This window comes from Allobosea sp. 67-29 (assembly GCF_001898115.1).
Lineage (GTDB): Bacteria > Pseudomonadota > Alphaproteobacteria > Rhizobiales > Beijerinckiaceae > Allobosea.
In genome coordinates, this window is the sequence record NZ_MKSQ01000025.1 from 15,658 (window position 1) to 39,339 (window position 23,682).

Consider the following 23,682-nt stretch of genomic DNA (forward strand, 5'->3'; position numbering starts at 1 on the left):
AAGTAAGGTCCCAAACGAGATGGCCGGGTCAAGCCCGGCCAGAACGCGTGCGCAGACAAGGCGCCTGCTTACTTCCCGGTCGCCTGCGCCACGGCCTGCTTCGCCATGACGCCGATCAGATGGGCGCGGTATTCCGGGTCGGCATGTATGTCGCCGTTGATGCCGTTCGCCGTATGCTTCAGCCCGTCGAGCGATTTCGACGCGAAGCGCGTCTTCAGCGCAGCTTCCGCTTCCGGCCAGCGGAAGACGCCGCCCTCGCCCGCCCCCGTCACCGCGACGCGGATCTCACCGCCGCGCTTGGCGACGAAGACGCCGACCATGGCATAGCGCGAGGCCGGATTGCGGAACTTGGCGTAGCCGGCCTTGGAGGCGACCGGAAACGAGACTTTGGTGACGATTTCGCCCTCGTCGAGCGCCGTCTCGTAGAGCCCGGTGAAGAACTCCTCGGCCGTCAGCTTGCGCTTGTTGGTGACGATGGTGGCGCCCAGCGCCAGCAGCGCGGCGGGATAATCGGCCGCCGGGTCGTTATTGGCGACCGAGCCGCCGATCGTGCCGCGATGGCGCACATGCGGGTCGCCGATATGCCCGGCGAGATAGGCCAGCGCCGGAATCGCGGTCTGCACCTCGGGCGAGGCCGCGACCTCGGCATGGGTCGTCATCGCGCCGATGACGATGTTGCGGCCCTTGACCGTGATGCCCTTGAGATCGGCGCAGGCGCCGAGATCGACCAGCGCCGAGGGCGAGGCCAGCCGCTGCTTCATCGTCGGCAGCAGGGTGTGGCCGCCGGCGATCAGCTTGGCGTCCTCCTTCTTGGCGAGCAGCGTCGCCGCCTGCCGGGCGCTGGTGGGCTTGTGGTAGGTGAAAGCGTACATCGTCCTGTCCTTTCAGCTCACTCGGCCGCCTGGCGGCTGATCGACTTCTGCGCCGCACGCCAAACCGCCTGCGGCGTGGCCGGCATCGCGATGTCCTCATGGCCGAGCGCATCGGTGATGGCGTTGATCACGGCGGGCGGCGAGGCGATGGCGCCGGCCTCCCCGCAACCCTTGATGCCGAGCGGGTTCGACGGGCACGGCGTCACGGTCATGCCGACCTCGAAGGACGGCAGATCGTCGGCGCGCGGCATGCAGTAATCCATGAAGCTCGCCGTGACGAGCTGGCCGTCGGCATTGTAGCGTGCGCCTTCCAGCAACGCCTGGCCGACGCCCTGGGCGATGCCGCCATGGACCTGCCCCTCGACGATCATCGGATTGATGACGTTGCCGAAATCGTCGACCGCCGCCCAGCGCTCGATCGTCGTCACGCCCGTCGCGGGGTCGATCTCGACCTCGCAGATATGGACCCCGGCCGGGAAGGTGAAGTTGGTCGGGTCGTAGAACGCCCCTTCCTTCAGCCCCGGCTCCAGCTCCTGCCCGTTGAACTTGTGCGCGACATAGGCCTGCAGGGCGCAGGAGCCGAAATCGAGCTTGCGGTCGGTGCCCTTCACCGCGAAATGCCCGTCGGCGAAATCGATATCGGCCTCGTCCGCCTCCAGCACATGGGCGGCGACCTTCTTGCCCTTGGCGATCACCTTGTCGAGCGCCTTGAAGATCGCCGACATGCCGACCGCGCCGGAGCGCGAGCCATAGGTGCCCATGCCCATCTGCACCTTGTCGGTGTCGCCATGAACGATCGAGACATTGTCGATCGGAATGCCGAGACGATCCGAGACGAGCTGGGCGAAGGTCGTCTCGTGACCCTGGCCGTGGCTGTGCGAGCCGGTGAGAACCTCGACCGTGCCGACCGGATTGACCCGGACCTCGGCCGATTCCCACAGGCCGACACCCGCACCGAGCGAACCCACCGCTGCCGAGGGGGCGATGCCGCAGGCCTCGATATAGGAGGAGAAGCCGATGCCGCGCAGCTTGCCGGCGCGGCCTGAGTCGCGCTTGCGCTTGCCCAGCCCCTTGTAGTCGATCATCTCCAGCGCCTTCTTCATCGAGGCGCCGTAATTGCCGGTGTCGTACATCATGATCACCGGCGTCTGATGCGGGAACTTCTTGATGTAGTTCTGCATCCGGAACTTGGCCGGGTCCTTGCCGAGCTGGCGCGCGGTGACCTCGACCAGCCGTTCGACCACGAAGGTCGCCTCCGGCCGCCCGGCGCCGCGATAGGCGTCGACCGGGGCGGTGTTGGTATAGACCGCGTCGACCTCGCAGTAGATCGCCGGGATGTCGTACTGGCCCGAGAGCAGCGGCGCGTAGAGATAGGTCGGCACCGAGGAGGAGAAGGTCGAGAGATAGGCGCCGAGATTGGCGGTGGTGTGCACGCGCATGCCGAGGATCTTGCCCTCGGCGTCGGTGGCGAGCTCCGCATGGGTGACATGGTCGCGGCCATGCGCGTCGGAGAGGAAGGCCTCGGTGCGGTCCGCGGTCCACTTCACCGGTCGCCCGACCTTCTTGGCCGCCCAGACGCAGACCGTCTCCTCGGCATAGATGAAGATCTTGGAGCCGAAGCCGCCGCCGACATCCGGCGCGATCACCCGGAGCTTGTTCTCCGGCGCGATGCCGATGAAGGCCGAGAGCACGAGCCGCGCCACATGCGGGTTCTGGCTGGTGGTGTAGAGCGTGAAGATGCCCTCGCCCGCGTCGTAGTCTCCGACGGCCGCGCGCGGCTCCATCGCGTTCGGGACAAGGCGGTTGTTGACGAGGTCGAGCCTGGTGACGTGCTTTGCCGCCTTGAACGCCTTCTCGGTCGCATCCTTGTCGCCGAGATGCCAGTTGAACACCGTGTTGTCCGGCGCTTCGTCATGGATCACGGTCTTGGCGCCGGCCGCCTTGGCCGTGTCGGCCACGACGGGCAGTTCCTCATAGTCGACCGCGATCGCCTCGGCGGCGTCCTTGGCCTGCGCCAGCGTCTCCGCCACGACCACGGCGACATGGTCGCCGACATAGCGCACCTTGCCCTGGGCCAGCGCCGGATGCGGGCCGGCGCGCATCGGCGAGCCGTCCTTGTTGTGGATCATCCAGCCGCAGATCAGCCCGCCGATCTTGTCGGTGGCGAGGTCGTCCCCGGTGAAGATGCCGATGACGCCAGGCATGCCGGCAGCCGCCTTGGTGTCGATCGACTTGATCTTCGCATGCGCATGCGGCGAGCGCAGGAAATAGGCATGGGCCTGGCCCGGCCGGTTGACGTCGTCGGTATAGCGGCCCTGGCCGGTGATGAAGCGGTGGTCTTCCTTGCGGCGGACTGCGGCGCCGATTCCGGTGGCGGACATGGTGTTCCCTCCTCGCACGGCGCCTCTCACGGACGCCTCACTGCATGGAACGCATCACGGATTGAAGAACCTGCGCCGTCGGGGCGCGGGCGCCTTACTCGGCAGCCTGGCGAGCCGGCGCGCCGCCCCGGCCCATCGCCTCCGCCCCGGCGGCGATCGCCTTGACGATGTTGTGATAGCCGGTGCAGCGGCAGATGTTGCCGTCGAGATCCTCGCGGATCGTCTTCTCGTCGAGAAGGTTGCCGCGGCGGTTCACCATGTCGACGGCGGCCATGATCATGCCCGGCGTGCAGAAGCCGCATTGCAGGCCGTGATGCTCGCGGAAGGCTTCCTGCATCGGATGCAGCGCATCGCCCGCAGCCAGCCCCTCGATCGTGGTCACGCTGGAACCGTCGACGGCGACGGCGAGCGTGGTGCAGGACTTCACGGCCTTGCCGTCGAGATGCACGACGCAGGCGCCGCACTGGCTGGTATCGCAGCCGACATGGGTGCCGGTCAGCCGCAGGTTTTCACGCAGGAACTGCACGAGCAGGGTGCGCGGGTCGACATTGGCGGTGACGGGTTTGCCGTTCACCGTCAGCGAAACAGTGGTCATGAGCACATCTCCTGTGACCCTCCCCCGGCGCACCTGCGAGCGACCTCTTCGGTAGAGCCGGCTCCCCTCCCGGAAGCGCTTGCCCCCTCGGGCAGCTTTTCCTTGGAATGGATCAAAATGGAATGTGGACCCGCGCTTTTCGTCGGTCAAGCGAAACACGCTCAGTCGAAAGGCGGGCTTTCGGCACGTTTTCGCGCCAATCCCGCTCCTCAACGGCGATCCCGGCTCCCGACAGTGCGCCATGCGCCATTGGCAAATTCTTAATGCGCCTCACGCAGGATCGGCTGTCGTGGCCCGGGCGACCGGCCCCTCGAGCGAGTAGCGCCGTGCCATTGATCATGGACCAGATTCAGCGGCGGCTGGACGCGATCGGCTTTGGCGACAAGCATCGCCGGCGCCTGGAGCTCTACCGGCCCCTCGTCGATCACGCGATCGCGGGCATCGTCGCGGCTGATTTCGAGCGCGCCTTCCTGATCCATCCGCCGCTGCGCGAAAGCGTCGCTCCGGTTTCGGAGGCGATCCACATGGCGGAAGCGGAGCATTTCCGCCGTCTCTTCACCGGCATCTTCGACGATGCCTACGTCGCCTCGATGGATCGCCTCTGCCAGCTCGAACGGCAGGCGAACGTGCGGACAAGGGCACGCGTCTCGATCGCCTTCGCGCTGCTCCGGGCGATCGGCCTGGCAAGCCGCCGCAGGGCCCTGCTCTCCCCCCGCCAGTTTGCCGACGATCTCTTCATCATCGAACGAATCCTGACCTTCGACGTCAACACGGCGATGACCATCAGCCAGGAGATCGAGGCAAGGGACGCGAAGCGCCGCGACATCGCGCTCGACGAAGCCGCCGCAACCCTCAAGATCCGAATCGGCGGCCTCGACGATACGATCAGTACCGCCGTGGAGCAGTTCGTCTCGACCGCTGCGGAGACCGGCCGCGCCACCGCCTTCATCAAGGACACGGTGGGCAAGGTCGCGAAGGCCTCGGTCGTCGTCCGCGAGAAGTCGCTCCAGACGGCCGCGGCGACGGAGGAAATGTCGGCCAACCTCGCCGATATCGGCCAGCGCGCCATGCAGAGCCTCACCGTCACCCATCAGGCCGTCAGCGACACCGCGCAGATGAACGGCGCGATCCTGCGGCTGCGCGAGGCGACGGACAGCATCGGCAAGGTCGTCGGCATGATTGCCGACATCGCCGCCCAGACCAATTTGCTGGCGCTCAACGCCACGATCGAGGCAGCGCGCGCCGGCGAATCCGGGCGCGGATTCGCCGTCGTCGCCGCCGAGGTCAAGTCGCTGGCGACACAGACCGCCAGCGCCACGCAGGACATCGCCGGCCAGATCGCCGAGCTGGCGGCGAGCGCGGAAGCCTGCACCAAGCACGCAGCCGCCATCGCGGCGACGGTCGACGCCATACGGCTGGATTCCGAGGCGATCTCGGAGGCGGTCTCCCTGCAGAGCGCCGTCACCGCCAGCATCGCCCGGGACGCCTCACTGGTGGCACAGAGCTCCGACGAGGCGATCGACAGCGCCAACGCCGTCAATGACAGCCTCGCCGCGACCCATCTGACGCTCGAGCGCGCCAACGCCGCCGCGGCGGATGTCGCGCTCCAGGTGGGATCGGCGGAGGCCGCGGTCTCGAAGGCCCTGCAGGCCTTGCGCAAGGCGTCCTGAGCAGCCGCCGGCCGCTATGCCCGAGGCGCGCCCGGCGCGGCGGAGTTCGGAAAGGCCTCAGCCCTCGCTGACAGCCTTGGCGAAATTCGCGAAGAACTCGTCGGCCAGCTTCTTCGAGACCGAATCGATCAGGCGCGAGCCGAGCTGCATCAGCTTGCCACCGACCTGGGCCTCGACCTCGTAACGCAGCAGCGTCTGGCCGCCATCCGCGTCGCTGAGGGCGACGCGCGCTCCGCCCTTGGCGAAGCCGGCGATCCCGCCCTCGCCCTCGCCGGCGATGCGATAGCCGTTCGGCGGATCGAGCTCGCTGAGCTCGACCTTGCCCTTGAAGGTCGCCTTGACCGGACCGAGCTTGACCTTCACCACGGCCGAGAAATGGGTGTCATCATCCTTGTTCAGCTGTTCGCAGCCGGGGATGCAGGCCTTCAGGACCTCGGCGTCGTTGAGCTTCGCCCAGACGACATCCTTGCCAGCAGGCAGGGTGGCCTCGCCATTCATCGTCATCGCCATGGCGCATCTCCATACTGTCCCGGCCGGACGCGGCGGTTGCCGCAGCCCCGGTTCGCGCGGTATCCAATCCTTCTATCCATGGTCGAAAACCCCTCGCCTGCACAAGAGGCGCGGGGCTGCTCGCTGATCGGGTCGAATGGTCGAGCTCTCAGCCGATGAACGCGCGATCGCAGCGGGCGAACGGGGCGCAGGCGCCGCGATGGCGCTGCGCATCGTCGCCGAAGCCGCGCGGCTGATGGCTGCGCCTCGCCTCATCCCGATCGCATCCGCCCATATCGACGGCGCGCTCTACCACGGCGATTCCGGCACGCTCTTCGCCGAAAGGCTGGTCCAGGATGGCGCGCGGGTCGCGGTCCGCGCCAGCCTGAATGTCGGCGCGCTCGCGCCGGCGGGCTGCGCTGCCGTTCGCCTGCCCCCGCATGAGCGCGACATGGCGCGGCGGATGATGCGCGCCTATGAGGCCATGGGCTGCGAACCGAGCTGGACCTGCGCGCCCTATCAGGCCGGGCACCGCCCCGCCGCCGGCAGCGACGTCGCCTGGGGCGAATCCAATGCCGTCGTCTTCTGCAATTCCGTTCTCGGCGCCCGCACCAACCGCTACGGCGACTTCCTCGACATTGCCTGCGCCGTCAGCGGGCGGGCGCCCGATTACGGCCTGCATCGCCCCGCCAACCGGCTGGCGACGCTGCTGATCGACGTGACCGGGCTCTCGCAGGAGTTGCGCCGCTCGGACGTGTTCTACCCGGTGCTCGGCACGATTCTGGGCCGCCGCGCCGGCAGCGCCGTGGCCGTTATCGACGGCCTGCAGGGCTGTACGAACGAGGATCGCTTGAAGGCGCTGGGCGCCGCCGCGGCTTCGGCCGGCGGTGTGGGGCTGTTCCATGTCGCAGGCGTCACGCCGGAGGCGCCCGACCTCGCCGGCGCCCTGGGCCATGTCCCGCCACGCGAGCGGATCGCGCTGACGGCGCAGGACGTCGCCGCCGCGCTCGCCGGCCTGTCCACCGCCGGCGGCAGCGAGCGGATCGATGCGGTCGCCATCGGATCGCCGCATCTGTCGCTGGCCGAGATCGATGCGCTCGAGCGGCTGATCGCCGGCCGCCGGCTGGCGATCCCGCTCTATGCCAACACCGGCCGCCATGTGCTCGCGCCGCTCGAAAGGGCGGGCCGCCGCAAGGCCCTGGAAACGGCGGGCGTCGTCTTCGTCGCCGACACCTGCGTGGTGGTGACGCCGATCCTGCCGCAGATCGCGGGCGCCGTGCTGATGACCAATTCGGGCAAGTTCGCCCATTACGCCCCGGGCAACACCGGCTACGCGGTGACCTACGGCTCTCTGCGCGAATGCGTCGAGAGCGCGGTTGCAGGCAGGCTGGTCAGGGAGCCCAGACAATGGAGTTGACGGCCGAACCGCTGATCCCTGGCGCGGCGGCCTGCGGACCGTGCCTCGCCCTCTCGGCGCCGATCAGCTTCTGGGGCGGCGTCGACCCGCGCAGCGGCACGATCATCGACGCGCGTCATCCCGAACGCGGCCTTTGCATCGCCGGCACGGTGCTGGCGCTGCCGGGCACGATCGGCTCCTCCTCGGCATCCGCGGTGCTGCTGGAACTCGTCCACGCCGGAAAGGCACCCGCCGCGCTGCTCCTCGACGCGCCCGACGCCATCCTGCTCCTCGGCCTCGTCGTGGCTCGCGAGATGGGCTGGCCGACGCCGCCGGCCTTCCGCCTGCCGGCAGCGGCGCAGCCGGCCCTTGCCGGGCGCCGGATCGTCCTGTCCACCGCAGGCCGGATCAGTTGCGAGGACCGCCTTCCACCGCCGCCCGGCTGAAGGCGCGCCGGCTCGCCCCGCAGGCGATCCGCCCACGGCGCTTGATCTCAGACAGCCTCGAAATGCCTGCGGCGATAGATCAGGCTGCCGCCCCGCCCGGCGCCGCCGAGCCCGGCGACCTCTCCGATCAGCACCCGGTGGCTGGCGACGTCATGAGCCGCGACGAGCCGGCAGTCGAAGGCGGCGATGGCGTCGAGCAGGACCGGCGCACCGGTCACCAGTTCGTCCCAGCGGCCGGCAAGGAAGCGGTCCTCGCCCTGCAGCCCGCGCCGGTTGGCGAAGATCTCGGCCGTCTCCACCAGCTGCGCCGGCAAGGTGTTGATGCAGAAGACGCCGCTCGCCTCGATCGCGGCCAGGGTACGGCTGGAACGCTCGATGCAGACGAGAACCGTCGGCGGAGCGTCCGAGACCGAGGCAACCGCCGTCGCCGTCAGGCCGAACCGCCCGTGCGCGCCGCGGGTCGTGACGACATGGACGGCGCTGGCGACCTGCGCCATGGCATCGCGGAAGGCCTGCCCCGGGGGCGGTTCCGCGACCGGCGGGAAGGGTTGGACGATTCGTGTCATCGGCTCCGTGGCTCGCGCCGCGGCAGAAAAATCGCAGCTCCCGCCCATGTAGCGGCTCGTGGCCGCGATTGCCAGACGAGGCCGCCCTGACCCCGCACCCCTGGCGCCGCCCGCCGTCCTCGTTCGAGTCGGTCGCTCGCCCGCATCGACGCCCGCGCGGCGCATGCGGTGGACATCCCCCTTGCGCATGGCCGGCATCATACCTTCGGCGAACGGATTGCCGCTTGCCGGCCGCACTCCCGGCCCTGCGCGGAGTCCTGCGGGCCCTGCCCCGATCCCGATGTCCGGATACCACGGAGCGGTCACCGACCGGGCAAAAACCGGGATCGCCCTGCATTTCGCGCAGGGCGGCAGGCGCTCGCCGCACAATCATCATGCGCGAAATGCGCGCGGCTCCGCACAGAATTCTGCCTATTCGCGAGGCAATTCGCGCGAGATTGCTTTTGACAGAAATATGGCCCGGAGTGATTGTCGCTGTCGCAAGCCATTGGTAGCTCTGCATGGCAATCGCATCCCGCATGCGCCAGCGACATGCTGACGACAAGAACGGGAGCTGGTTCGAGGGGTCGGCGTCTTCAATGGAAGTCTTTCTGCAGCAGCTCATCAACGGGCTGACACTGGGATCGATCTACGGTCTCATCGCCATCGGCTACACGATGGTGTTCGGCATCATCGGCATGGTGAACTTCGCCCACGGCGACATCTTCATGCTCTCGGCCTTCATCGCGCTGATCTTCTTCATGCTCGTCACCGCGATCCTCGGCACCAGCGCCGGCATGGTGATGCTGGCGCTGATCATCGTGCTTGGCCTGGCGATGTTCTTCACCTCGCTGTGGAACTGGACGATCGAGCGCGTCGCCTACAGGCCGCTGCGCGGCTCGTTCCGCCTCGCGCCGCTGATCTCGGCGATCGGCATGTCGATCTTCCTCTCCAACTTCGTGCAGGTGGCGCAGGGCCCGCGCAACAAGTCGATCCCCCCGATCCTGAACAAGTCGATCACGCTGATCGAGAGCACGGTCTACTCGGTCCAGATCTCCTACAAGCAGATCGTCATCATCGTGACCACGGCGGTGCTGCTGCTCGCCTTCTGGTACATCGTCCAGAAGACGCCTCTCGGCCGCGCCCAGCGCGCCTGCGAGCAGGACCGCAAGATGGCCGGCCTGCTCGGCATCGACGTCGACCGCACCATCTCGATCACCTTCGTGATGGGAGCGGCGCTCGCGGCCGTGGCCGGGGTGATGTACCTCGTGCTCTACGGCGTCGTGAACTTCGCCGACGGCTTCACCCCCGGGGTCAAGGCCTTCACGGCGGCGGTGCTCGGCGGCATCGGCTCCCTGCCCGGCGCCGTCCTCGGCGGCCTGCTGATCGGCCTGATCGAGGTGATGTGGTCGGCCTATTTCACCATCGACTACAAGGACGTCGCGGCCTTCGCGATCCTCGCCATCGTGCTGGTCTTCATGCCGTCCGGCATCCTCGGCCGGCCGGAAGTCGAGAAGGTCTGACGCCATGGCGACGATCCAGACGACCTCCGCCGCCGCGGCCGCCCCCGCCCGCCCCCTCGACTTCAAGGCGGCCCTCAAGGAAGCCGGCTTCGCCGCCCTCGTCACCTTCGGCCTGTGCATCCCGATCATCGCCTGGGGCACGCGCCAGAACATGGACAACGTGCTGGTGCTCGATCCGCGCTGGGACGCGGTGGCCTGGGCGGTCGGCATCGTCTTCGTCGGCCGCTTCCTCGTCGCCCTGCGCCAGCAGACCCGCACGCCGGGCAAGACGGCGGTGCGCCTCCTCCCCCCCGGCACCCTCGCATTCTTCCAGCGCTATTCCCGGCTGTTCTCGCTCTTCGGCCTCGGCTTTCTCGTCGCCTTCCCGGCGATCGCGATCGGCCTCGCCGGCTGGGGCGGCTCGCTGAAGTGGATCGACAATTTCGGCGTCCAGATCCTGATCTACGTCATGCTCGGCTGGGGCCTGAACATCGTCGTCGGCCTCGCCGGCCTGCTCGACCTCGGATACGTCGCCTTCTACGCCGTGGGCGCCTATTCCTACGCGCTGCTCGCCAAGAATTTCGGCCTGTCCTTCTGGATCCTGCTGCCGCTCGCCGGCATTCTCTCTGCCTTTTGGGGCATGCTGCTGGGCTTCCCGGTGCTGCGCCTGCGCGGCGACTACCTCGCCATCGTGACCCTGGCCTTCGGCGAGATCATCCGTCTCGTGCTGGTGAACTGGACCGATTTCTCCAACGGCTACGCCGGCATCTCCGGCATCCCGCGGCCCACCTTCTTCGGCATCCCGTTCACGGCGGCGGACGAAGGCTTCGCCGCGCGGTTCGGGCTCGAATTCTCGCCGCTCTACCGGACGATCTTCCTTTACTATCTGATCCTCTGCCTGGCGCTCCTGACGGCCTTCGTCACCTTGCGCCTGCGCCGGCTGCCGGTCGGCCGCGCCTGGGAGGCGCTGCGCGAGGACGAGATCGCCTGCCGCTCGCTCGGTATCAACACCACCAACACCAAGCTGACCGCCTTCTCGATCGGGGCCATGTTCGGCGGCTTCGCGGGCTCCTTCTTCGCCGCCCGCCAGGGCTTCATCAGCCCTGAATCCTTCACCTTCATGGAATCGGCGGTGATCCTCGCCATCGTCGTGCTCGGCGGCATGGGCTCGCTCTGGGGCGTCGCCATCGCGGCCATAGCGATGATCGGCGGCACGGAGCTCCTGCGCGAGCTCGAGTGGATGAAGGCGATCTTCGGCGCCGATTTCGACCCGACCAAATACCGCATGCTGATCTTCGGCTTCGCCATGGTCGTGATCATGATCTGGAAGCCGCGTGGCCTGATATCGGTGCGCGAGCCCACCGCCTTCCTGAAGGAGAAGAAGCAGATCTCCTCCGACCTCGTGCAGGAGGGCCACGGCTGATGAGCGCTCCCGCCGCACACGGCCGGCCTCTGCTCGAGGTCGAGCACATCACCATGCGCTTCGGCGGCCTCACAGCCGTCAACGACCTCTCCTTCGCGGCAAGCAAGGGCGAGATCACGGCGCTGATCGGCCCCAACGGCGCCGGCAAGACCACCGTGTTCAACTGCATCACCGGCTTCTACAAGCCGACGCAGGGCATGATCACGCTGACCCAGGACGACGGCGCGAGCTATCTCCTCGAGCGGATGCCGGACTTCCGCATCGCCTGGCGCGCCAAGGTCGCCCGCACCTTCCAGAACATCCGCCTCTTCGGCGGCATGACGGTTCTGGAGAACCTGCTCGTCGCCCAGCACAACCCTTTGATGCTGGCTTCGGGCTTCACCTTCCTCGGCGTGCTCGGCATCGGCCGCTACAAGGCGAGCGAGCGCCAGGCGATCGAGAAGGCCAAGTTCTGGCTGGACAAGATCAACCTGACCCACCGTGCCGACGACCCTGCCGCCGACCTGCCCTATGGCGACCAGCGCCGGCTCGAGATCGCCCGCGCGATGTGCACCGATCCGGTCCTGCTCTGCCTCGACGAGCCCGCCGCCGGCCTCAACCCGCGCGAGAGCCTGGACCTCAACACGCTGCTGCTCTCGATCCGCCAGGATCTTGGCACGGCCCTGCTGCTGATCGAGCACGACATGTCGGTCGTCATGGAAATCTCGGACCATGTCGTGGTGCTCGACTACGGCACCAAGATCGCCGACGGCACCCCGGCCGAGGTGCAGGCCGACCCGAAGGTCATCGCCGCCTATCTCGGCGTCGACGACGAGGAGGTCGACGAGGTCGAAGCGGAGGTCGGGATCGCGTGACCATGACCCAGCCTCTTCTCTCCGCCCGGGGCGTCAAGACCTACTACGGCAAGATCATCGCGCTGAAGGGCATCGACATCGACGTCCATGCCGGTGAGATCGTGACGATGATCGGGGCCAACGGCGCCGGCAAATCGACGCTGATGATGACGATCTTCGGCAACCCGCAGGCCCGCGAAGGCACTATCACCTATGAGGGCCGCGACATCACCCGGATGCCGAGCCACGAGATCGCGCGCATGGGCATCGCCCAGTCCCCGGAAGGCCGGCGCATCTTCCCGCGCATGACGGTGTTCGAGAACCTGCAGATGGGCGCCGCCGTGCGCAATTTCGAGCATTTCGACGAGGATCTCGACAGGATCTGCACGCTCTTCCCGCGCGTCAAGGAACGCCTGCAGCAACGCGGCGGCACCCTTTCGGGCGGCGAGCAGCAGATGGTCGCGATCGCCCGCGCGCTGATGGCGCGTCCGAAGCTGCTGCTGCTGGACGAGCCCTCGCTCGGCCTCGCCCCGCTGATCGTCAAGCAGATCTTCGAGGCGATCCGCGAGCTCAACCGAACGCAGGGGCTGACCGTCTTCCTGGTCGAGCAGAACGCCTTCCATGCGCTGAAGCTCGCCCATCGCGGCTATGTGATGGTGAACGGCGTCATCACCATGAGCGGCAGCGGCAAGGACCTGCTCGCCGACCCGCAGGTCCGCGCCGCCTATCTGGAAGGCGGCCGGCATTGAGACCGCACGGCGGGGTCGCCGATCCCGCTGCAACTTTTTGATGAGAGACGGCTTCCGCCGGTCATGCCATCGCTTGGGGCGATGTCGGCGGCCCGGAGCCCGGTGAAGCCTGGAGCAGCAGATGCAAGGCATCCTCTACGAAGAACCCACGATCTGGCTCTTCCTGCTGGTCACGGTGGTGATGGGCGGCTGGCTGGCCTGGATGGCCGGCCGCGCCATCGCGCTGACCTGGCGGCCCGGCTGGCAGCTCGTCGTCTACATGCTGATCCTGGGCCTCTTCGTGCGCTTCATCCATTTCGCGCTGTTCCAGGCGACGCTGCTGACGCTGCACTATTATATCGTCGACGCCATCGTGCTGCTGGCCTTCGGTTTCGCCGGCTGGCGCTACACCCGCGCCAAGCAGATGACGCGGCAGTATCACTGGCTCTTCGAGCAGGCCGGCCCCTTCGGCTGGAAGCCTCGGCCGGGTGCCGTGATCAAGCCGGAGCTGAGCTGAAAGATTGACGAGCTTGTCGCGTGACAGCCTGCTTGAAACACGCAAGACTGCGGTTTGGGCGGCAAAGCGCGCCGAGACGGGCCGAGGAGATAGCCCGTTGAACGGATCCTTAGAGGGGAGTTGCATCTCATGAAGAAACTGCTGTTGGGCAGCATCGCGCTCGGTGCCGTCCTCGCCTTTTCGGGCGTGGCCAATGCCCAGATCAAGCTCGGCGTCGCGGGTCCGATCACCGGGCCGAACGCGGCGTTCGGCGCCCAGCTCAAGAACGGCGCCGAGCAGGCGGCGGAGGACATCAATGCCGCCGGCGGCGTCCTCGGCCAGAAGATCGAGGTCAGCGTCGGCGACGACGTCTCCGATCCCAAGCAGGGCGTCTCGGTCGCCAACAAATTCGTCGGCGACGGCGTCAAATGGGTCGTCGGCCCGTTCAACTCCGGCGTCGCGATGCCGGCCTCCGAGGTCTATGCCGAGAACGGCGTCCTGATGATCTCGCCTTCGGCGACCAACCCGAAGATCACCGAGCGCGGGCTGTGGAACACCTTCCGCACCTGCGGCCGTGACGACCAGCAGGGCGCCGTCGCCTCCGCCTATCTGCTGAAGAACTTCAAGGACAAAAAGATCGCCATCGTCCACGACAAGACGACCTATGGCCAGGGCCTCGCCGACGAGACCAAGAAGGGCCTCAATGCCGGCGGCGTCAAGGAAGTGCTCTACGAAGGCGTGAACGCCGGCGAGAAGGACTTCTCGGCCCTCGTCTCGAAGATCAAGGCCTCGGGTGCCGAGTATCTCTACTGGGGCGGCCTGCACACGGAAGGCGGCCTGATCGTGCGCCAGATGCGCGACCAGGGCCTGAAGACCGTGCTCGTCTCGGGCGACGGCATCACCACCGACGAGTTCGCCACCATCGGCGGCCCCGGCGTCGAAGGCACGCTGATGACCTTCCCGCCGGACCCGCAGAAGCGTCCCGAGGCGGCCGCCGTCATCAAGAAGTTCGAGGCCAAGAAGTTCAAGCCGGAAGCCTACACGCTCTACAGCTACGCCGCGGTCCAGATCATGGCCGAGGGCGCCAAGCGCGCGAACTCGACCGATCCGAAGAAGATCGCCGACGCGCTGCACAAGGGCGAGCCGGTCAAGACCGTGATCGGCGACATCGGCTTCGACAAGAAGGGCGACATCACCCGTCCGGACTATGTCGTCTACACCTGGAAGAAGCAGCCCGACGGCAAGATCACCTACGTCGAGAACTGATCTCGGCGGCTGATTGCCTCAACGCGTGAGACAGGACCGCCCCTGTGGAAGCCGGGGCGGTTTTGTTTTCGACATACGCGATGAGGGAGAGTTGTAAAAGATGTCAGCAACGGGCCGGAAGCAGGGACCCAATTGCTCATCTGTCGTAAGAACGTCCGGCCCCATCAGAGAGCCACTGACAGAATAAAACGGCGCAGCGCGGCCATAGCCTCTTCCGGTCTATCTCCGACAACGCCGTGACCGCATTCCGAGAATTTTAGGTAGTTATCAGCATCAAGTTGGAGAGCTGCAGCAATTTCATCGCTAAACTCTGGCGGTGTGATCGGGTCTTGGTTCCCGACTAGAACGAGTGCCGGGCAGTTGATCTTTCCTAGGTCCGGCCGGAAATCCATGCGGCCGTGTTCATTGTGCGGCCCATTGAACCAAAGCGCAGTTTCGTTCTTCCAGACAATGCGCTCCAGCCAGTCTGCCGAGGCTGATTTGTTTCTTGAGTAGAGCGGCACGCAGCGCTCCCGATATAGAGTGCGCCCCTCCGGAGTAGGAGTGTTCCAATAGGCGGCAGCAATATCGCGTATCTCACTCCCTCCGAGCCGCTCAAAGGCACTGTAGACACATTGAAAATCTACTTTGGCCGCTGCGCTGATGAGGACGAGACCGGCTGCGTGACCGGGATGGCGAGTCGCGTATGAAAGCGTGACGAAGCTCCCGAACGAGGTCCCAATGACGATGGGCTGTTCGACTCCAAGTGCATCGCACAGGCCCTTCAGATCGTCGCCCCATTGAGCGAGGTTCCAGCTTGTTTCATCGCAGAGATCGCTCCGGCCGTTGCCCCGGTGATCGTAGTAGATGACCTGCGCTATATCGCTGAGTTGCGAGAAGTAGGGCTTTGAGATGGAATGATCAGCCCCAGGGCCGCCATGAACCATGATGACGGTTGGCTTCTGCCGCATAGTCTTCCCGTCGGGAATCAAGCCTTGGCCGTCGACGTCGAAAAATATGCGCGCTCCGTTGACCACTACATACATCGTTGCACTCCGCACGGTGTCCCTGAGGTGGCCCGTCAAAGAAGCTTTGGGAAAAGGGCCGAAGGCCGAAACCCGCCTTCTCGCGTTCAGACTTGAATCACCGTCTCCGGAACAGCGCCCAATCCCTTGAGGAATGTAGCGAAACGCAGCAGACCGTCCGGCCAGGGGCCGTGCCCGGACTCGCTGTTGAGATGGCCGCTGTCGCCGGCATCGACGAACTCCGAGCCCCAGGCCTGCGCCAGTTCCCTCGCCTCATCATGCGTGCAGTAAGGGTCGGTCGCGCTGGCGATCAGCACCGACGGGAAAGGCAGCCTTTCGCGCCGGTGCGGAATGAAATCCTCGGCCATGCCGGGAACCGCGCGCTTGGCCCGTTCGGAGGCGGGCGACACCAGAAAGGCGCCGGCGACCTCGCCGGGTTTCAGATGCTCCGCCGCATGGGCGACCGCGCTGCATCCGGCCGAATGCGCCACCAGCACGACCGGCCGTGCCGCACCGCGCACGGCCGCGACGATCCGGTTCGCCCAGCCATCGCGCGTCGGCTTGTACCAGTCCTCCTGCTCGACGCGCCTCGCCGTCGGCAGCCGGGCTTCCCAGCGGCTCTGCCAATGATCGGCGCCGGAGCCCGACCAGCCGGGGATGATGAGGATGTCGGCATCGGAGGATTTCATGATGCGATCAGTCGGGCTGGAGCGCGAAGCCGGTTGACAGGGCATGCGCCCAGTCGGCCCGGCCGCGCGCAGCGGCAAGCGCTGCTGCGGCCTGCCAGTCGTAACGTAGTGCACGAAAGGAAAAGTGCCAGCCCGCCCGGAAGCGCTCGGCAACGCCATAGCGCGCATGCGGGCTTTCGGCCTGCATCACATGCGGCGAGGGCAGCACGTCGTCATAGGCCGGCTGGCCGACACTGCCGGGATTGAACACGCAGCGCCCGTCGGGCAGTTCCACGACGCGCGCAAGATGCGAATGACCGCACAGGATCAGGCTGGCGTCGATGCCTGCGGTCTCGGCCTGCACCTGCCCGACCGGCCTTGCGACGCTGCGTCCGCCGACGATGTGCTCGGTCAGGTAGCGATTGTCGTCAGTCGGCGTCGCGTGGAACATCGCGACCTCGCCATCGGCGCGCGCCTGCATCGGCAGCGCGCCCAGCCAGTCGCGGTGGCACTGATCGAGCTCGGCCGCCGCGGCCCGGTCCGACGCCCCCATCTCATCGATCGGCATCTCGACGATGTAGCGATCGTGATTGCCGCGAACCGTCGGCCAGTCGCGTGTCATCAGGAACTCGGCGGTCTCGCGCGCCTTCAGCGGCCCGGACAGGCAGTCCCCGAGATTGACGACAATATCCGGGCGAAGCGACTCCAGATCCTCGACGACGGCCATGAGCGCGTCGAAATTGCCATGGATGTCGGCGAGGACGGCGATACGCATAACCGCTCAGGCTTCTCCGAAGACGCGCCGGAAGATCGTGTCGACATGCTTGAAGTGATAGCCCTCGTCGAACATCGACTGCAGTTCCGAGGCTGACAGCTTCTCGGCCACGTCCTTGTCCGCGAGCAGGTTGGTGAGGAAGTCCTCGCCATGCTCCCAGGTCCGCATCGCGTTGCGCTGGACCATGGCATAGGCATCCTCGCGGCTCGCTCCCGCCTGTGTCAGCGCCAGCAGCACGCGCTGCGAATTGTGCAGCCCGCCGAGCCGGTCGAGGTTCTTGCGCATGTTCTGCGGATAGATCAGCAGCTTGTCGACGACGCCGGTCAGCCGCGCCAGCGCGAAATCGAGCGTCACCGTGGCATCGGGGCCGATCATGCGCTCGACCGAGGAGTGCGAGATGTCGCGCTCATGCCAGAGCGCCACGTTCTCCAGCGCCGGTGTGACCATGCCGCGCACCAGGCGGGCGAGGCCGGTCAGGTTCTCGGTCAGCACAGGATTGCGCTTGTGCGGCATCGCCGAGGAGCCCTTCTGGCCCGGCGAGAAATACTCCTCCGCCTCGTAGACCTCTGTGCGCTGCAGGTGGCGGATCTCGATCGCCAGCCGCTCGATGCAGGAGGCGACGACGCCGAGCGTGGCGAAATACATCGCGTGGCGATCGCGCGGGATCACCTGCGTCGAGACCGGCTCGACGGTCAGGCCCATCTTCTGCGCGACATATTCCTCCACCTGAGGATCGATATTGGCGAAGGTCCCGACGGCGCCCGAGATCGCGCAGGTCGCGATCTCCTTGCGGGCCGCCACCAGCCGCTCGCGGCAGCGGTCGAACTCGGCATAGGCCTGTGCGAGCTTCAGCCCGAAGGTCACCGGCTCGGCATGGATGCCGTGCGAGCGGCCGATCGTCGGGGTCAGCTTGTGCTCGAAGGCGCGGCGCCTGATCGCGGCGAGCAGCGCATCGACATCGGCGATCAGGAGATCGGTGGCGCGGGCGAGCTGGACCGAGAGCGTCGTGTCGAGAATATCCGAGGAGGTCATGCCCTGGTGGACGAAGCGCGCCTCCGGCCCGACGATCTCGGCCAGATGCGTCAGGAAGGCGATAACGTCGTGCTTGGTGACGCGCTCGATCTCGTCGATGCGGGCCACGTCGAACTCGACGTCCCTGGCCTTGGCCCAGATCGTCGCGGTGGCCTCCTTCGGCACGACGCCGAGCTCGGCGAGCTTGTCGGTCGCATGCGCCTCGATCTCGAACCAGATGCGGAACCGGGTCTGCGGCTCCCAGATGGCGACCATCTCGGGGCGGGAATAGCGCGGGATCATCGTCTCGTCCTTGTCACCCAGCGAGCCCTCATCCTGAGGAGCGCTCCGAAGGCGCGTTCCTCAGGATGAGGGCTGCGGTCTCGTCAAACCCAGTCGCCGCGGGCGGCTTCCGCCGCCTTGCGGATCGCGTCGATATTGCCGGCATAGGCCGAAGGCCCGCCCTTGAACACGGCCGAGCCCGCGACCAGCGTATCGGCGCCGGCCTTGACCACCAGCGGCGCGGTCTGTGGCGTCACGCCGCCATCGATCTCGAGCGTGATCGGCCGGTCGCCGATCAGCGCCTTCACCTGCGCTACCTTGTCGACCACCGAATGGATGAAGCTCTGCCCGCCGAAGCCGGGATTGACCGTCATCAGCAGGACGAGATCGACATCCGCGATCAGCGCCTCGGCCGCGCTCGCCGGCGTACCCGGATTGAGCACGATGCCGGCCTGCTTCCCTTGCGACTTGATCGCCTGGATCGTCCGGTGCGGATGCGGGCCCGCCTCGACATGGAAGGAGATCAGATCGGCGCCGGCCTTGGCGAAGGCCTCGACATAGGGGTCGACGGGCGCGATCATCAGATGCACGTCGAAGAACTTCTGGGTGTGCGGACGGATCGCCTTCAGCACGTCGGGTCCGAAGGTGATGTTGGGCACGAAATGCCCGTCCATCACGTCGCAATGGATCCAGTCGGCGCCGGCCTGATCGACGGCGCGCACCTCCTCGCCCAGCTTCGCGAAATCGGCCGAGAGGATCGAGGGGGCGATGCGGACGGGGCGGGTCATGGCTGGCGATGTAGCGCCATGACCTCGTTATCGCAATCAGGCGCTGCGCGATTTCACCGGAAAGGAGAGGCGCCGGTCGGCTTCCGCGATCTCGGCCGCCGCCTGCACGAAGGCCGGGCGCTGCCTCAGGCGGGCGAACCAGGCGGACAACGCCGGATGGGCACCCAGCGGCGGCCCGCCCAGCCGAAGCGAGAACAGCACGCTCATGAACAGCGCGATATCGGCCGTCGAAAGCCGCCCTCCGAAGAAGTCGCGCCCCGCCAGCTTCTGCTCCAGCACCTCGTAATGCCGCGCCAGCGCCTCCTCGGCGATCAGTGCATCGGCCTCCTGCGCGATGCGGCGGTCGCGGTCCGGCGATGGCGGGCCGGTGCGATGCATCAGGGGGCGCAGTGCCTGCAGCATGATCTCGTCGGCATAGAGCTCGTCGAGCCGGCAGCGCGCCCGCTCGACCGGCGTCTCCGGCATCAGCCGCGGCTCGGGATAGGCCTCGTCGAGATATTCGAGGATGACGGTGGAGTCGTAGAGCACGAGCCCGCAATCGCTCAGCACCGGCACCTGTCCCTTCGGATTGAGTGCCAGCACCTCGGGATGCTTCGGATCGTAGCCCGTCGTCTGGTTGAACGGCACCATGATCCGTTCGAAGGCCAGTCCCTTCTCTCGCAGCGCGATCTCGACCTTGCGCGCGAACAGGCTCAGCGGCCCGGAATACAATGTGATCATGGCGCGAACTCCTGCGATGGCCGAAAGCCTCGCAAGCCCATGCGTCAAGCCCCGTCAGCAGCTTCCCGGCGCCGGATCCGGCCGGCGATACCGCGCAGCAGCCAGGGCAGCAGGTAGATCGGGAACTGCGCCAGCGCGAAGAAGAGGAAGGTGGTCTGCGAGACGCCGGCCCCGAGCGCCGCGACGAGCAGGCCCATGTTCCGCTGCCCGGTGCCGTAGCCGATCATGAAGCGCTCCGAACCCGGCAGCAGCCGCAGCACCAGCCATGATCCGAGGAGCCCGGCCGCCGAGACGGCGAAGACGCATCCCAGCAGGGTCAGGACGAGCCGGGGATTGGCAATCGCGGCGTGGGTCACCCCGTCCATCGCCGCGATGGCGAAGATGAAGTACATCAGCACGCCGAAACCATCGAGATTGGCCTTCATCGCCTTGATGCGGGCGAAGCCGAGCCACCAGCGCAGCAGCGAGGCGACGGCCATGCCGCCGCCGATGAAGATCAGGAGACGCAGCGTCAGCAGCCAGCGGTCGAGCGGAACGGCGGAGCCCGCCAGAAGCTCGACGAGATAGGGCGCTACGACCGGGCTCGCGATCGTCGTCGCGATCACGCTCGCGATGATCAGGGACGGCTCGAACCCGTAGAGGATCGCGACCGCGGGCGACGACATGATCGGCGGCGCAGCCCCCATGATGGCGAGCCCCAGCACGATGCCGGGATCGAGGTTGCCGCGCCCGAAGACGAGCAGCGCCGCGCCGATGATCAGCACCGGCCCGGCGACCAGCCACAGGCAGGCGGCCAGGAACTTTGCCGGCCGCCGCAGCAGTGCGGCGGTGACGGCGAGGTCGAGGCGCAGGAACACCACCGTGGTGAAGCAGAAGATCGTGACCGGCAGCGCCGGCCGCGCCGCGGCGGAGAATTGCGGCAGCGCCAGCCCGAGGAAGATCGAGAGCGCGAACCCTTGCGTGCCGTGGCGCCCCAGCCAGGCGAGCCCGGCGGCGAGGAGGGTTGCTGGATTCATCGGCACCGTGCTGGAATCATTCGCAAAACGAGGCTGCACACTGGCTGAACGGCGCCCGCGCGTCACCCGCGATCTCTGCAGACGCCCCCTGCGTTGGCATGAAATTGCGGGTGCAGGCGCCAAATGCTGGCCGTGAAGACCAGCGGCTGCAATCTGGCGCAGAAATTGCGAAAGATTAGCCGGTGCGCCGCAAAAATCCATCGCGACGCTGACAACCCCGCGCAAAGCGGTATTTTGCTCGGCAAGGCACTGCGGACAGGGGTTGGCGGAAGCAGGTCATGCGCGTGGATACGATCGTTCTCGGGGCCGGCATCGTCGGCATCTCGGTAGCCCTTCACCTGCAGAAGGCGGGCCGATCCACCCTTCTCGTCGACCGGCGTGGCCCCGGCGAGGAGACCAGCTACGGCAATGCCGGGCTGATCCAGCGCGAGGGCGTCTACCCCTACGGCTTCCCGCATGATTTCGGTGCGCTCATCCGCTACGCGATGAACAACACCATCGACGCGCACTACCACTGGAACGCGATCCCCAAGCTCGCCCCCTTCCTGTTCTCTTACTGGATGCATTCGCGCGCCTCGCATCACGAGGCCATTGCCCGCAAATACGCGACGCTGATCGAGCACTGCGTCACCGAGCACGACGCGCTTGCGCAGGAGGCCGGCGCCACGGGCCTGCTGCGCCGCAAGGGCTGGATGAAGGTCTTCCGCACCGAGAAGGAGCGCGACGAGCGCCTGGCCGAGGCCGCTCGCTGGAAACGCGACTTCGGCGTGAACTACCGCCCGCTCGACATGGCGACCCTCAAGACCGAGGAGCCCCATCTCGACCACGCCAGCCTGATCGGTGGCCTGCACTGGACCGATCCCGTCACGGTGGTGGACCCGCTCGGCCTGTCGAAATCCTACGTCGCGCTGTTCGAGAAGCTCGGTGGCAAGCTCGCACTCGGCGATGCCGGTACGCTGAAGCAGAACGGCAGCGAATGGAGCGTCACGCTCTCGGACGGCACCACGGCCATGGCCAAGGATGTCGTCGTCGCGCTCGGCCCCTGGGCCGACGTGCTGACCAACAGGCTCGGCTACCGCCTGCCGCTGGCGGTCAAGCGCGGCTACCACATGCACTACAAGCCGCTCGGCAACGCCGTGATGAACCACCCGGTGCTCGATACCGAGCGCGGCTATTTCCTGGCGCCGATGCTGCAGGGCATCCGCCTGACCACCGGCGCGGAATTCGCCGACCGCGACGCGCCGAAGACGCCAGTCCAGCTCGCCCGCGCCGAGCCGATCGCCAAGCAGCTCTTCCCGCTGGGCGAGCGGGTCGATGCCGAGCCCTGGCTCGGCCGCCGGCCCTGCACGCCGGACATGATGCCGATCATCGGCCCGGCCCCGAAGCACAAGGGCCTGTGGTTCTCCTTCGGCCACGCCCATCACGGCCTGACGCTCGCCGCCGTCACCGGCCGAATGATCGCGGAGATGGTCACGGGTCAGAAGGTTTTCGTCGACCCCTCCCCCTTCGCGCCGTCGCGCTTCTAGGAGCGCGCACCTCGCCGCGTGCGGGATGACCGCCCTGCGCCCGGCGCCCTCGCGTGCAGGGACGGCGCCTGCCAGGATGGCGCTTCCCGATTCCTGCCCGAGACCCTGCCATGGCCCTCGCCAAACCGCCCGTCCAGGACAATGCCTACGCGGCAGCGCTCGCCTTGCTGGACCGCGTGCCGCTGATCGACGGCCATAACGACCTGCCCTATGTCATCCGCAAGGATCGCAACGCGAAGGGCGACGTCGCCGCCTACGGTCTCGACCAGCTCCATGCCGAGGTCGACACCGACATCCCCCGCATGCAGGCCGGCAAGCTCGCCGGCCAGTTCTTCGCGGCCTATGTCCCGCCCAACCAGCCGAACCCCGCCGGCTTCGCGCTCGCCCAGATCGCGCTGATGCGCGACATTCTCAAGCGCCATGCGGATGTCTTCCGGCCCGGCCTGTCGGCTGACGATGTCGAAGCGGCGAAGGCGGAAGGACGCATCGCGCTGTTCATGACCATCGAGAACGGCGCGGCGGTCGATGGCGAACTCGATGCGCTCAACGCCTATTACGATCTCGGCGTGCGCCTGATGACGCTCTGCCATAACGACACCACCGACTGGTGCGACTCCGCCACCGACGCTCCCCGCCATAATGGCCTCACCGGCTTCGGCAAGGACGTGCTGCGCCGGATGAACAAGCTCGGCATGGTGATCGACCTCGCCCATGTCGCGCCGAAGGTGATGCACGACGCGCTCGACGTCTCCAGCGCCCCGCTGGTCTGGTCACATTCCAACGCCTTCACGCTCTGCGACCATCCGCGGAACGTGCCCGACGACGTGCTCGACCGCGTCGCCGGCAATGGCGGCATCGTGATGGCGACCTTCGTACCGGACTTCATCAGCCAGGCCTCCCGCGACTGGCACCGCCCGGCCAAGGACCAGTACGGAAAGACGCCCGAGGGTACGGACTACGCCAAGGTCGAGTCCGAGATCGCCGCCAAGTCCGGCCCGCGCCCGAAGGCGACGCTCCCCGAATATTGCGACCATGTCGACTATCTCGCCAAACGCATCGGCCACGACCATGTCGGCATCGGCTCGGACTTCTTCGGCTGGGTCAATCCGGACGGGCTCGAGGACACCACGACCTTCCCGTCGGTGATCGCGGAACTGATCCGCCGCGGCTGGTCGGAGGAAAATCTCGCCAAGCTTGCCGGCGGCAACACCTTGCGCGTCCTGCGTGCCGTCGAGGCGGCGGCCGGCTGA

23 protein-coding genes are annotated in these 23,682 nt (G+C 67.0%); 11 read left to right on the forward strand and 12 right to left on the reverse strand.

Features of this window, described 5'->3' with window-relative positions:
* Nucleotides 1-68 precede the first annotated feature (68 nt).
* The 3 genes from BGO20_RS18675 to BGO20_RS18685 form a co-directional block, all read right to left on the reverse strand.
* A complete protein-coding gene (locus BGO20_RS18675) occupies nucleotides 69-872 on the reverse strand; it encodes an FAD binding domain-containing protein (protein ID WP_291660806.1) in 804 nt (267 codons plus the stop codon).
* Between the two features lie 17 nt (nucleotides 873-889).
* Nucleotides 890-3,253, reverse strand: a complete 2,364-nt coding sequence (locus BGO20_RS18680) for a xanthine dehydrogenase family protein molybdopterin-binding subunit (protein ID WP_291660805.1) — start codon at nucleotides 3,251-3,253, stop codon at nucleotides 890-892.
* Nucleotides 3,254-3,347: 94 nt separating this feature from the next.
* Nucleotides 3,348-3,848 (reverse strand): (2Fe-2S)-binding protein, encoded by a 501-nt coding sequence (locus BGO20_RS18685; protein ID WP_291660804.1) that lies wholly within the window; start codon nucleotides 3,846-3,848, stop codon nucleotides 3,348-3,350.
* A 326-nt stretch (nucleotides 3,849-4,174) separates the two neighbouring features.
* Between BGO20_RS18685 and BGO20_RS18690 the strand changes: the two genes are divergently transcribed.
* The gene (locus BGO20_RS18690; RefSeq protein ID WP_291660803.1) at nucleotides 4,175-5,518 is read left to right on the forward strand and encodes a methyl-accepting chemotaxis protein; all 1,344 of its coding nucleotides are present in this window, start codon (nucleotides 4,175-4,177) and stop codon (nucleotides 5,516-5,518) included.
* A gap of 57 nt (nucleotides 5,519-5,575) precedes the next feature.
* Here BGO20_RS18690 and BGO20_RS18695 read toward each other — a convergent pair whose 3' ends face one another.
* The gene (locus BGO20_RS18695) at nucleotides 5,576-6,028 is read right to left on the reverse strand and encodes a CoxG family protein (protein ID WP_291660801.1); all 453 of its coding nucleotides are present in this window, start codon (nucleotides 6,026-6,028) and stop codon (nucleotides 5,576-5,578) included.
* 136 nt (nucleotides 6,029-6,164) lie between these two features.
* On the opposite strand from BGO20_RS18695, the gene BGO20_RS18700 reads away from it, so the two are divergent.
* Together BGO20_RS18700 and BGO20_RS18705 are read left to right on the forward strand one after the other, a co-directional pair.
* Nucleotides 6,165-7,424: an aconitase X gene (locus BGO20_RS18700; protein ID WP_291660799.1), complete on the forward strand. Its 1,260-nt coding sequence runs from the start codon at nucleotides 6,165-6,167 to the stop codon at nucleotides 7,422-7,424.
* Nucleotides 7,415-7,849 (forward strand): aconitase X swivel domain-containing protein, encoded by a 435-nt coding sequence (locus tag BGO20_RS18705; RefSeq protein ID WP_291660797.1) that lies wholly within the window; start codon nucleotides 7,415-7,417, stop codon nucleotides 7,847-7,849. The genes BGO20_RS18700 and BGO20_RS18705 overlap by 10 nt, the downstream gene beginning before the upstream one ends.
* Nucleotides 7,850-7,896: 47 nt before the next feature.
* Here the strand turns inward: BGO20_RS18705 and BGO20_RS18710 are convergent, their stop codons facing one another.
* Nucleotides 7,897-8,415 carry a flavin reductase gene (locus BGO20_RS18710; protein WP_291660796.1) on the reverse strand — a complete coding sequence of 173 codons (519 nt, stop codon included), beginning with the start codon at nucleotides 8,413-8,415 and terminating at the stop codon, nucleotides 7,897-7,899.
* A 578-nt stretch (nucleotides 8,416-8,993) separates the two neighbouring features.
* On the opposite strand from BGO20_RS18710, the gene BGO20_RS18715 reads away from it, so the two are divergent.
* From BGO20_RS18715 to BGO20_RS18740, 6 genes are all read left to right on the forward strand, one after another.
* Nucleotides 8,994-9,917 carry an ABC transporter permease subunit gene (locus BGO20_RS18715; protein WP_291660794.1) on the forward strand — a complete coding sequence of 308 codons (924 nt, stop codon included), beginning with the start codon at nucleotides 8,994-8,996 and terminating at the stop codon, nucleotides 9,915-9,917.
* Between the two features lie 4 nt (nucleotides 9,918-9,921).
* Nucleotides 9,922-11,319, forward strand: a complete 1,398-nt coding sequence (livM, locus tag BGO20_RS18720; protein ID WP_291660792.1) for a high-affinity branched-chain amino acid ABC transporter permease LivM — start codon at nucleotides 9,922-9,924, stop codon at nucleotides 11,317-11,319.
* The gene (locus BGO20_RS18725) at nucleotides 11,319-12,173 is read left to right on the forward strand and encodes an ABC transporter ATP-binding protein (RefSeq protein WP_291660791.1); all 855 of its coding nucleotides are present in this window, start codon (nucleotides 11,319-11,321) and stop codon (nucleotides 12,171-12,173) included. The genes livM and BGO20_RS18725 overlap by 1 nt, the downstream gene beginning before the upstream one ends.
* 2 nt (nucleotides 12,174-12,175) lie before the next feature.
* Nucleotides 12,176-12,901 (forward strand): ABC transporter ATP-binding protein, encoded by a 726-nt coding sequence (locus BGO20_RS18730; RefSeq protein ID WP_291660790.1) that lies wholly within the window; start codon nucleotides 12,176-12,178, stop codon nucleotides 12,899-12,901.
* Between the two features lie 121 nt (nucleotides 12,902-13,022).
* Nucleotides 13,023-13,397, forward strand: a complete 375-nt coding sequence (locus BGO20_RS18735; RefSeq protein WP_291660789.1) for a DUF6867 family protein — start codon at nucleotides 13,023-13,025, stop codon at nucleotides 13,395-13,397.
* A gap of 129 nt (nucleotides 13,398-13,526) precedes the next feature.
* Nucleotides 13,527-14,642 (forward strand): branched-chain amino acid ABC transporter substrate-binding protein, encoded by a 1,116-nt coding sequence (locus BGO20_RS18740; protein WP_291660788.1) that lies wholly within the window; start codon nucleotides 13,527-13,529, stop codon nucleotides 14,640-14,642.
* Between the two features lie 164 nt (nucleotides 14,643-14,806).
* On the opposite strand, the gene BGO20_RS18745 is transcribed toward BGO20_RS18740, so the two are convergent.
* The 7 genes from BGO20_RS18745 to BGO20_RS18775 all read right to left on the reverse strand — a co-directional run bounded on the left by BGO20_RS18745 (nucleotide 14,807) and on the right by BGO20_RS18775 (nucleotide 20,906).
* Entirely contained in the window at nucleotides 14,807-15,667 is an 861-nt protein-coding gene (locus BGO20_RS18745) for an alpha/beta fold hydrolase (protein WP_291660787.1), read from the reverse strand.
* A gap of 86 nt (nucleotides 15,668-15,753) precedes the next feature.
* Nucleotides 15,754-16,335 (reverse strand): RBBP9/YdeN family alpha/beta hydrolase, encoded by a 582-nt coding sequence (locus BGO20_RS18750; RefSeq protein ID WP_291660785.1) that lies wholly within the window; start codon nucleotides 16,333-16,335, stop codon nucleotides 15,754-15,756.
* A gap of 7 nt (nucleotides 16,336-16,342) precedes the next feature.
* Nucleotides 16,343-17,089, reverse strand: coding sequence for a metallophosphoesterase family protein (locus BGO20_RS18755; RefSeq protein WP_291660783.1), 747 nt, complete (start codon nucleotides 17,087-17,089; stop codon nucleotides 16,343-16,345).
* A 6-nt stretch (nucleotides 17,090-17,095) separates the two neighbouring features.
* Complete coding sequence (gene purB, locus BGO20_RS18760; RefSeq protein ID WP_291660781.1) at nucleotides 17,096-18,403, reverse strand: adenylosuccinate lyase; 1,308 nt, start codon at nucleotides 18,401-18,403, stop codon at nucleotides 17,096-17,098.
* A gap of 83 nt (nucleotides 18,404-18,486) precedes the next feature.
* Nucleotides 18,487-19,170: a ribulose-phosphate 3-epimerase gene (rpe, locus tag BGO20_RS18765; protein WP_291660780.1), complete on the reverse strand. Its 684-nt coding sequence runs from the start codon at nucleotides 19,168-19,170 to the stop codon at nucleotides 18,487-18,489.
* 36 nt (nucleotides 19,171-19,206) lie between these two features.
* Nucleotides 19,207-19,890 carry a glutathione S-transferase family protein gene (locus tag BGO20_RS18770; protein ID WP_291660778.1) on the reverse strand — a complete coding sequence of 228 codons (684 nt, stop codon included), beginning with the start codon at nucleotides 19,888-19,890 and terminating at the stop codon, nucleotides 19,207-19,209.
* A 44-nt stretch (nucleotides 19,891-19,934) separates the two neighbouring features.
* Entirely contained in the window at nucleotides 19,935-20,906 is a 972-nt protein-coding gene (locus BGO20_RS18775) for a hypothetical protein (RefSeq protein WP_291660777.1), read from the reverse strand.
* Nucleotides 20,907-21,184: 278 nt separating this feature from the next.
* On the opposite strand from BGO20_RS18775, the gene BGO20_RS18780 reads away from it, so the two are divergent.
* Both BGO20_RS18780 and BGO20_RS18785 read left to right on the forward strand, forming a co-directional pair.
* Entirely contained in the window at nucleotides 21,185-22,432 is a 1,248-nt protein-coding gene (locus BGO20_RS18780) for an NAD(P)/FAD-dependent oxidoreductase (RefSeq protein WP_291660776.1), read from the forward strand.
* A 110-nt stretch (nucleotides 22,433-22,542) separates the two neighbouring features.
* Nucleotides 22,543-23,682, forward strand: a complete 1,140-nt coding sequence (locus tag BGO20_RS18785; protein WP_291660775.1) for a dipeptidase — start codon at nucleotides 22,543-22,545, stop codon at nucleotides 23,680-23,682.

Coding starts and splice junctions, on each gene's coding strand:
- BGO20_RS18675 (WP_291660806.1), bottom strand. CDS start 872: ATGTACGCTTTCACCTACCACAAGCCCACCAGCGCCCGGCAGGCGGCG.
- BGO20_RS18680 (WP_291660805.1), bottom strand. CDS start 3,253: ATGTCCGCCACCGGAATCGGCGCCGCAGTCCGCCGCAAGGAAGACCAC.
- BGO20_RS18685 (WP_291660804.1), bottom strand. CDS start 3,848: ATGACCACTGTTTCGCTGACGGTGAACGGCAAACCCGTCACCGCCAAT.
- BGO20_RS18695 (WP_291660801.1), bottom strand. CDS start 6,028: ATGGCGATGACGATGAATGGCGAGGCCACCCTGCCTGCTGGCAAGGAT.
- BGO20_RS18700 (WP_291660799.1), top strand. CDS start 6,165: ATGGTCGAGCTCTCAGCCGATGAACGCGCGATCGCAGCGGGCGAACGG.
- BGO20_RS18705 (WP_291660797.1), top strand. CDS start 7,415: ATGGAGTTGACGGCCGAACCGCTGATCCCTGGCGCGGCGGCCTGCGGA.
- BGO20_RS18710 (WP_291660796.1), bottom strand. CDS start 8,415: ATGACACGAATCGTCCAACCCTTCCCGCCGGTCGCGGAACCGCCCCCG.
- BGO20_RS18715 (WP_291660794.1), top strand. CDS start 8,994: ATGGAAGTCTTTCTGCAGCAGCTCATCAACGGGCTGACACTGGGATCG.
- livM (WP_291660792.1), top strand. CDS start 9,922: ATGGCGACGATCCAGACGACCTCCGCCGCCGCGGCCGCCCCCGCCCGC.
- BGO20_RS18725 (WP_291660791.1), top strand. CDS start 11,319: ATGAGCGCTCCCGCCGCACACGGCCGGCCTCTGCTCGAGGTCGAGCAC.
- BGO20_RS18730 (WP_291660790.1), top strand. CDS start 12,176: ATGACCCAGCCTCTTCTCTCCGCCCGGGGCGTCAAGACCTACTACGGC.
- BGO20_RS18735 (WP_291660789.1), top strand. CDS start 13,023: ATGCAAGGCATCCTCTACGAAGAACCCACGATCTGGCTCTTCCTGCTG.
- BGO20_RS18740 (WP_291660788.1), top strand. CDS start 13,527: ATGAAGAAACTGCTGTTGGGCAGCATCGCGCTCGGTGCCGTCCTCGCC.
- BGO20_RS18745 (WP_291660787.1), bottom strand. CDS start 15,667: ATGTATGTAGTGGTCAACGGAGCGCGCATATTTTTCGACGTCGACGGC.
- BGO20_RS18750 (WP_291660785.1), bottom strand. CDS start 16,335: ATGAAATCCTCCGATGCCGACATCCTCATCATCCCCGGCTGGTCGGGC.
- BGO20_RS18755 (WP_291660783.1), bottom strand. CDS start 17,089: ATGCGTATCGCCGTCCTCGCCGACATCCATGGCAATTTCGACGCGCTC.
- purB (WP_291660781.1), bottom strand. CDS start 18,403: ATGATCCCGCGCTATTCCCGCCCCGAGATGGTCGCCATCTGGGAGCCG.
- rpe (WP_291660780.1), bottom strand. CDS start 19,170: ATGACCCGCCCCGTCCGCATCGCCCCCTCGATCCTCTCGGCCGATTTC.
- BGO20_RS18770 (WP_291660778.1), bottom strand. CDS start 19,890: ATGATCACATTGTATTCCGGGCCGCTGAGCCTGTTCGCGCGCAAGGTC.
- BGO20_RS18775 (WP_291660777.1), bottom strand. CDS start 20,906: ATGAATCCAGCAACCCTCCTCGCCGCCGGGCTCGCCTGGCTGGGGCGC.
- BGO20_RS18780 (WP_291660776.1), top strand. CDS start 21,185: ATGCGCGTGGATACGATCGTTCTCGGGGCCGGCATCGTCGGCATCTCG.
- BGO20_RS18785 (WP_291660775.1), top strand. CDS start 22,543: ATGGCCCTCGCCAAACCGCCCGTCCAGGACAATGCCTACGCGGCAGCG.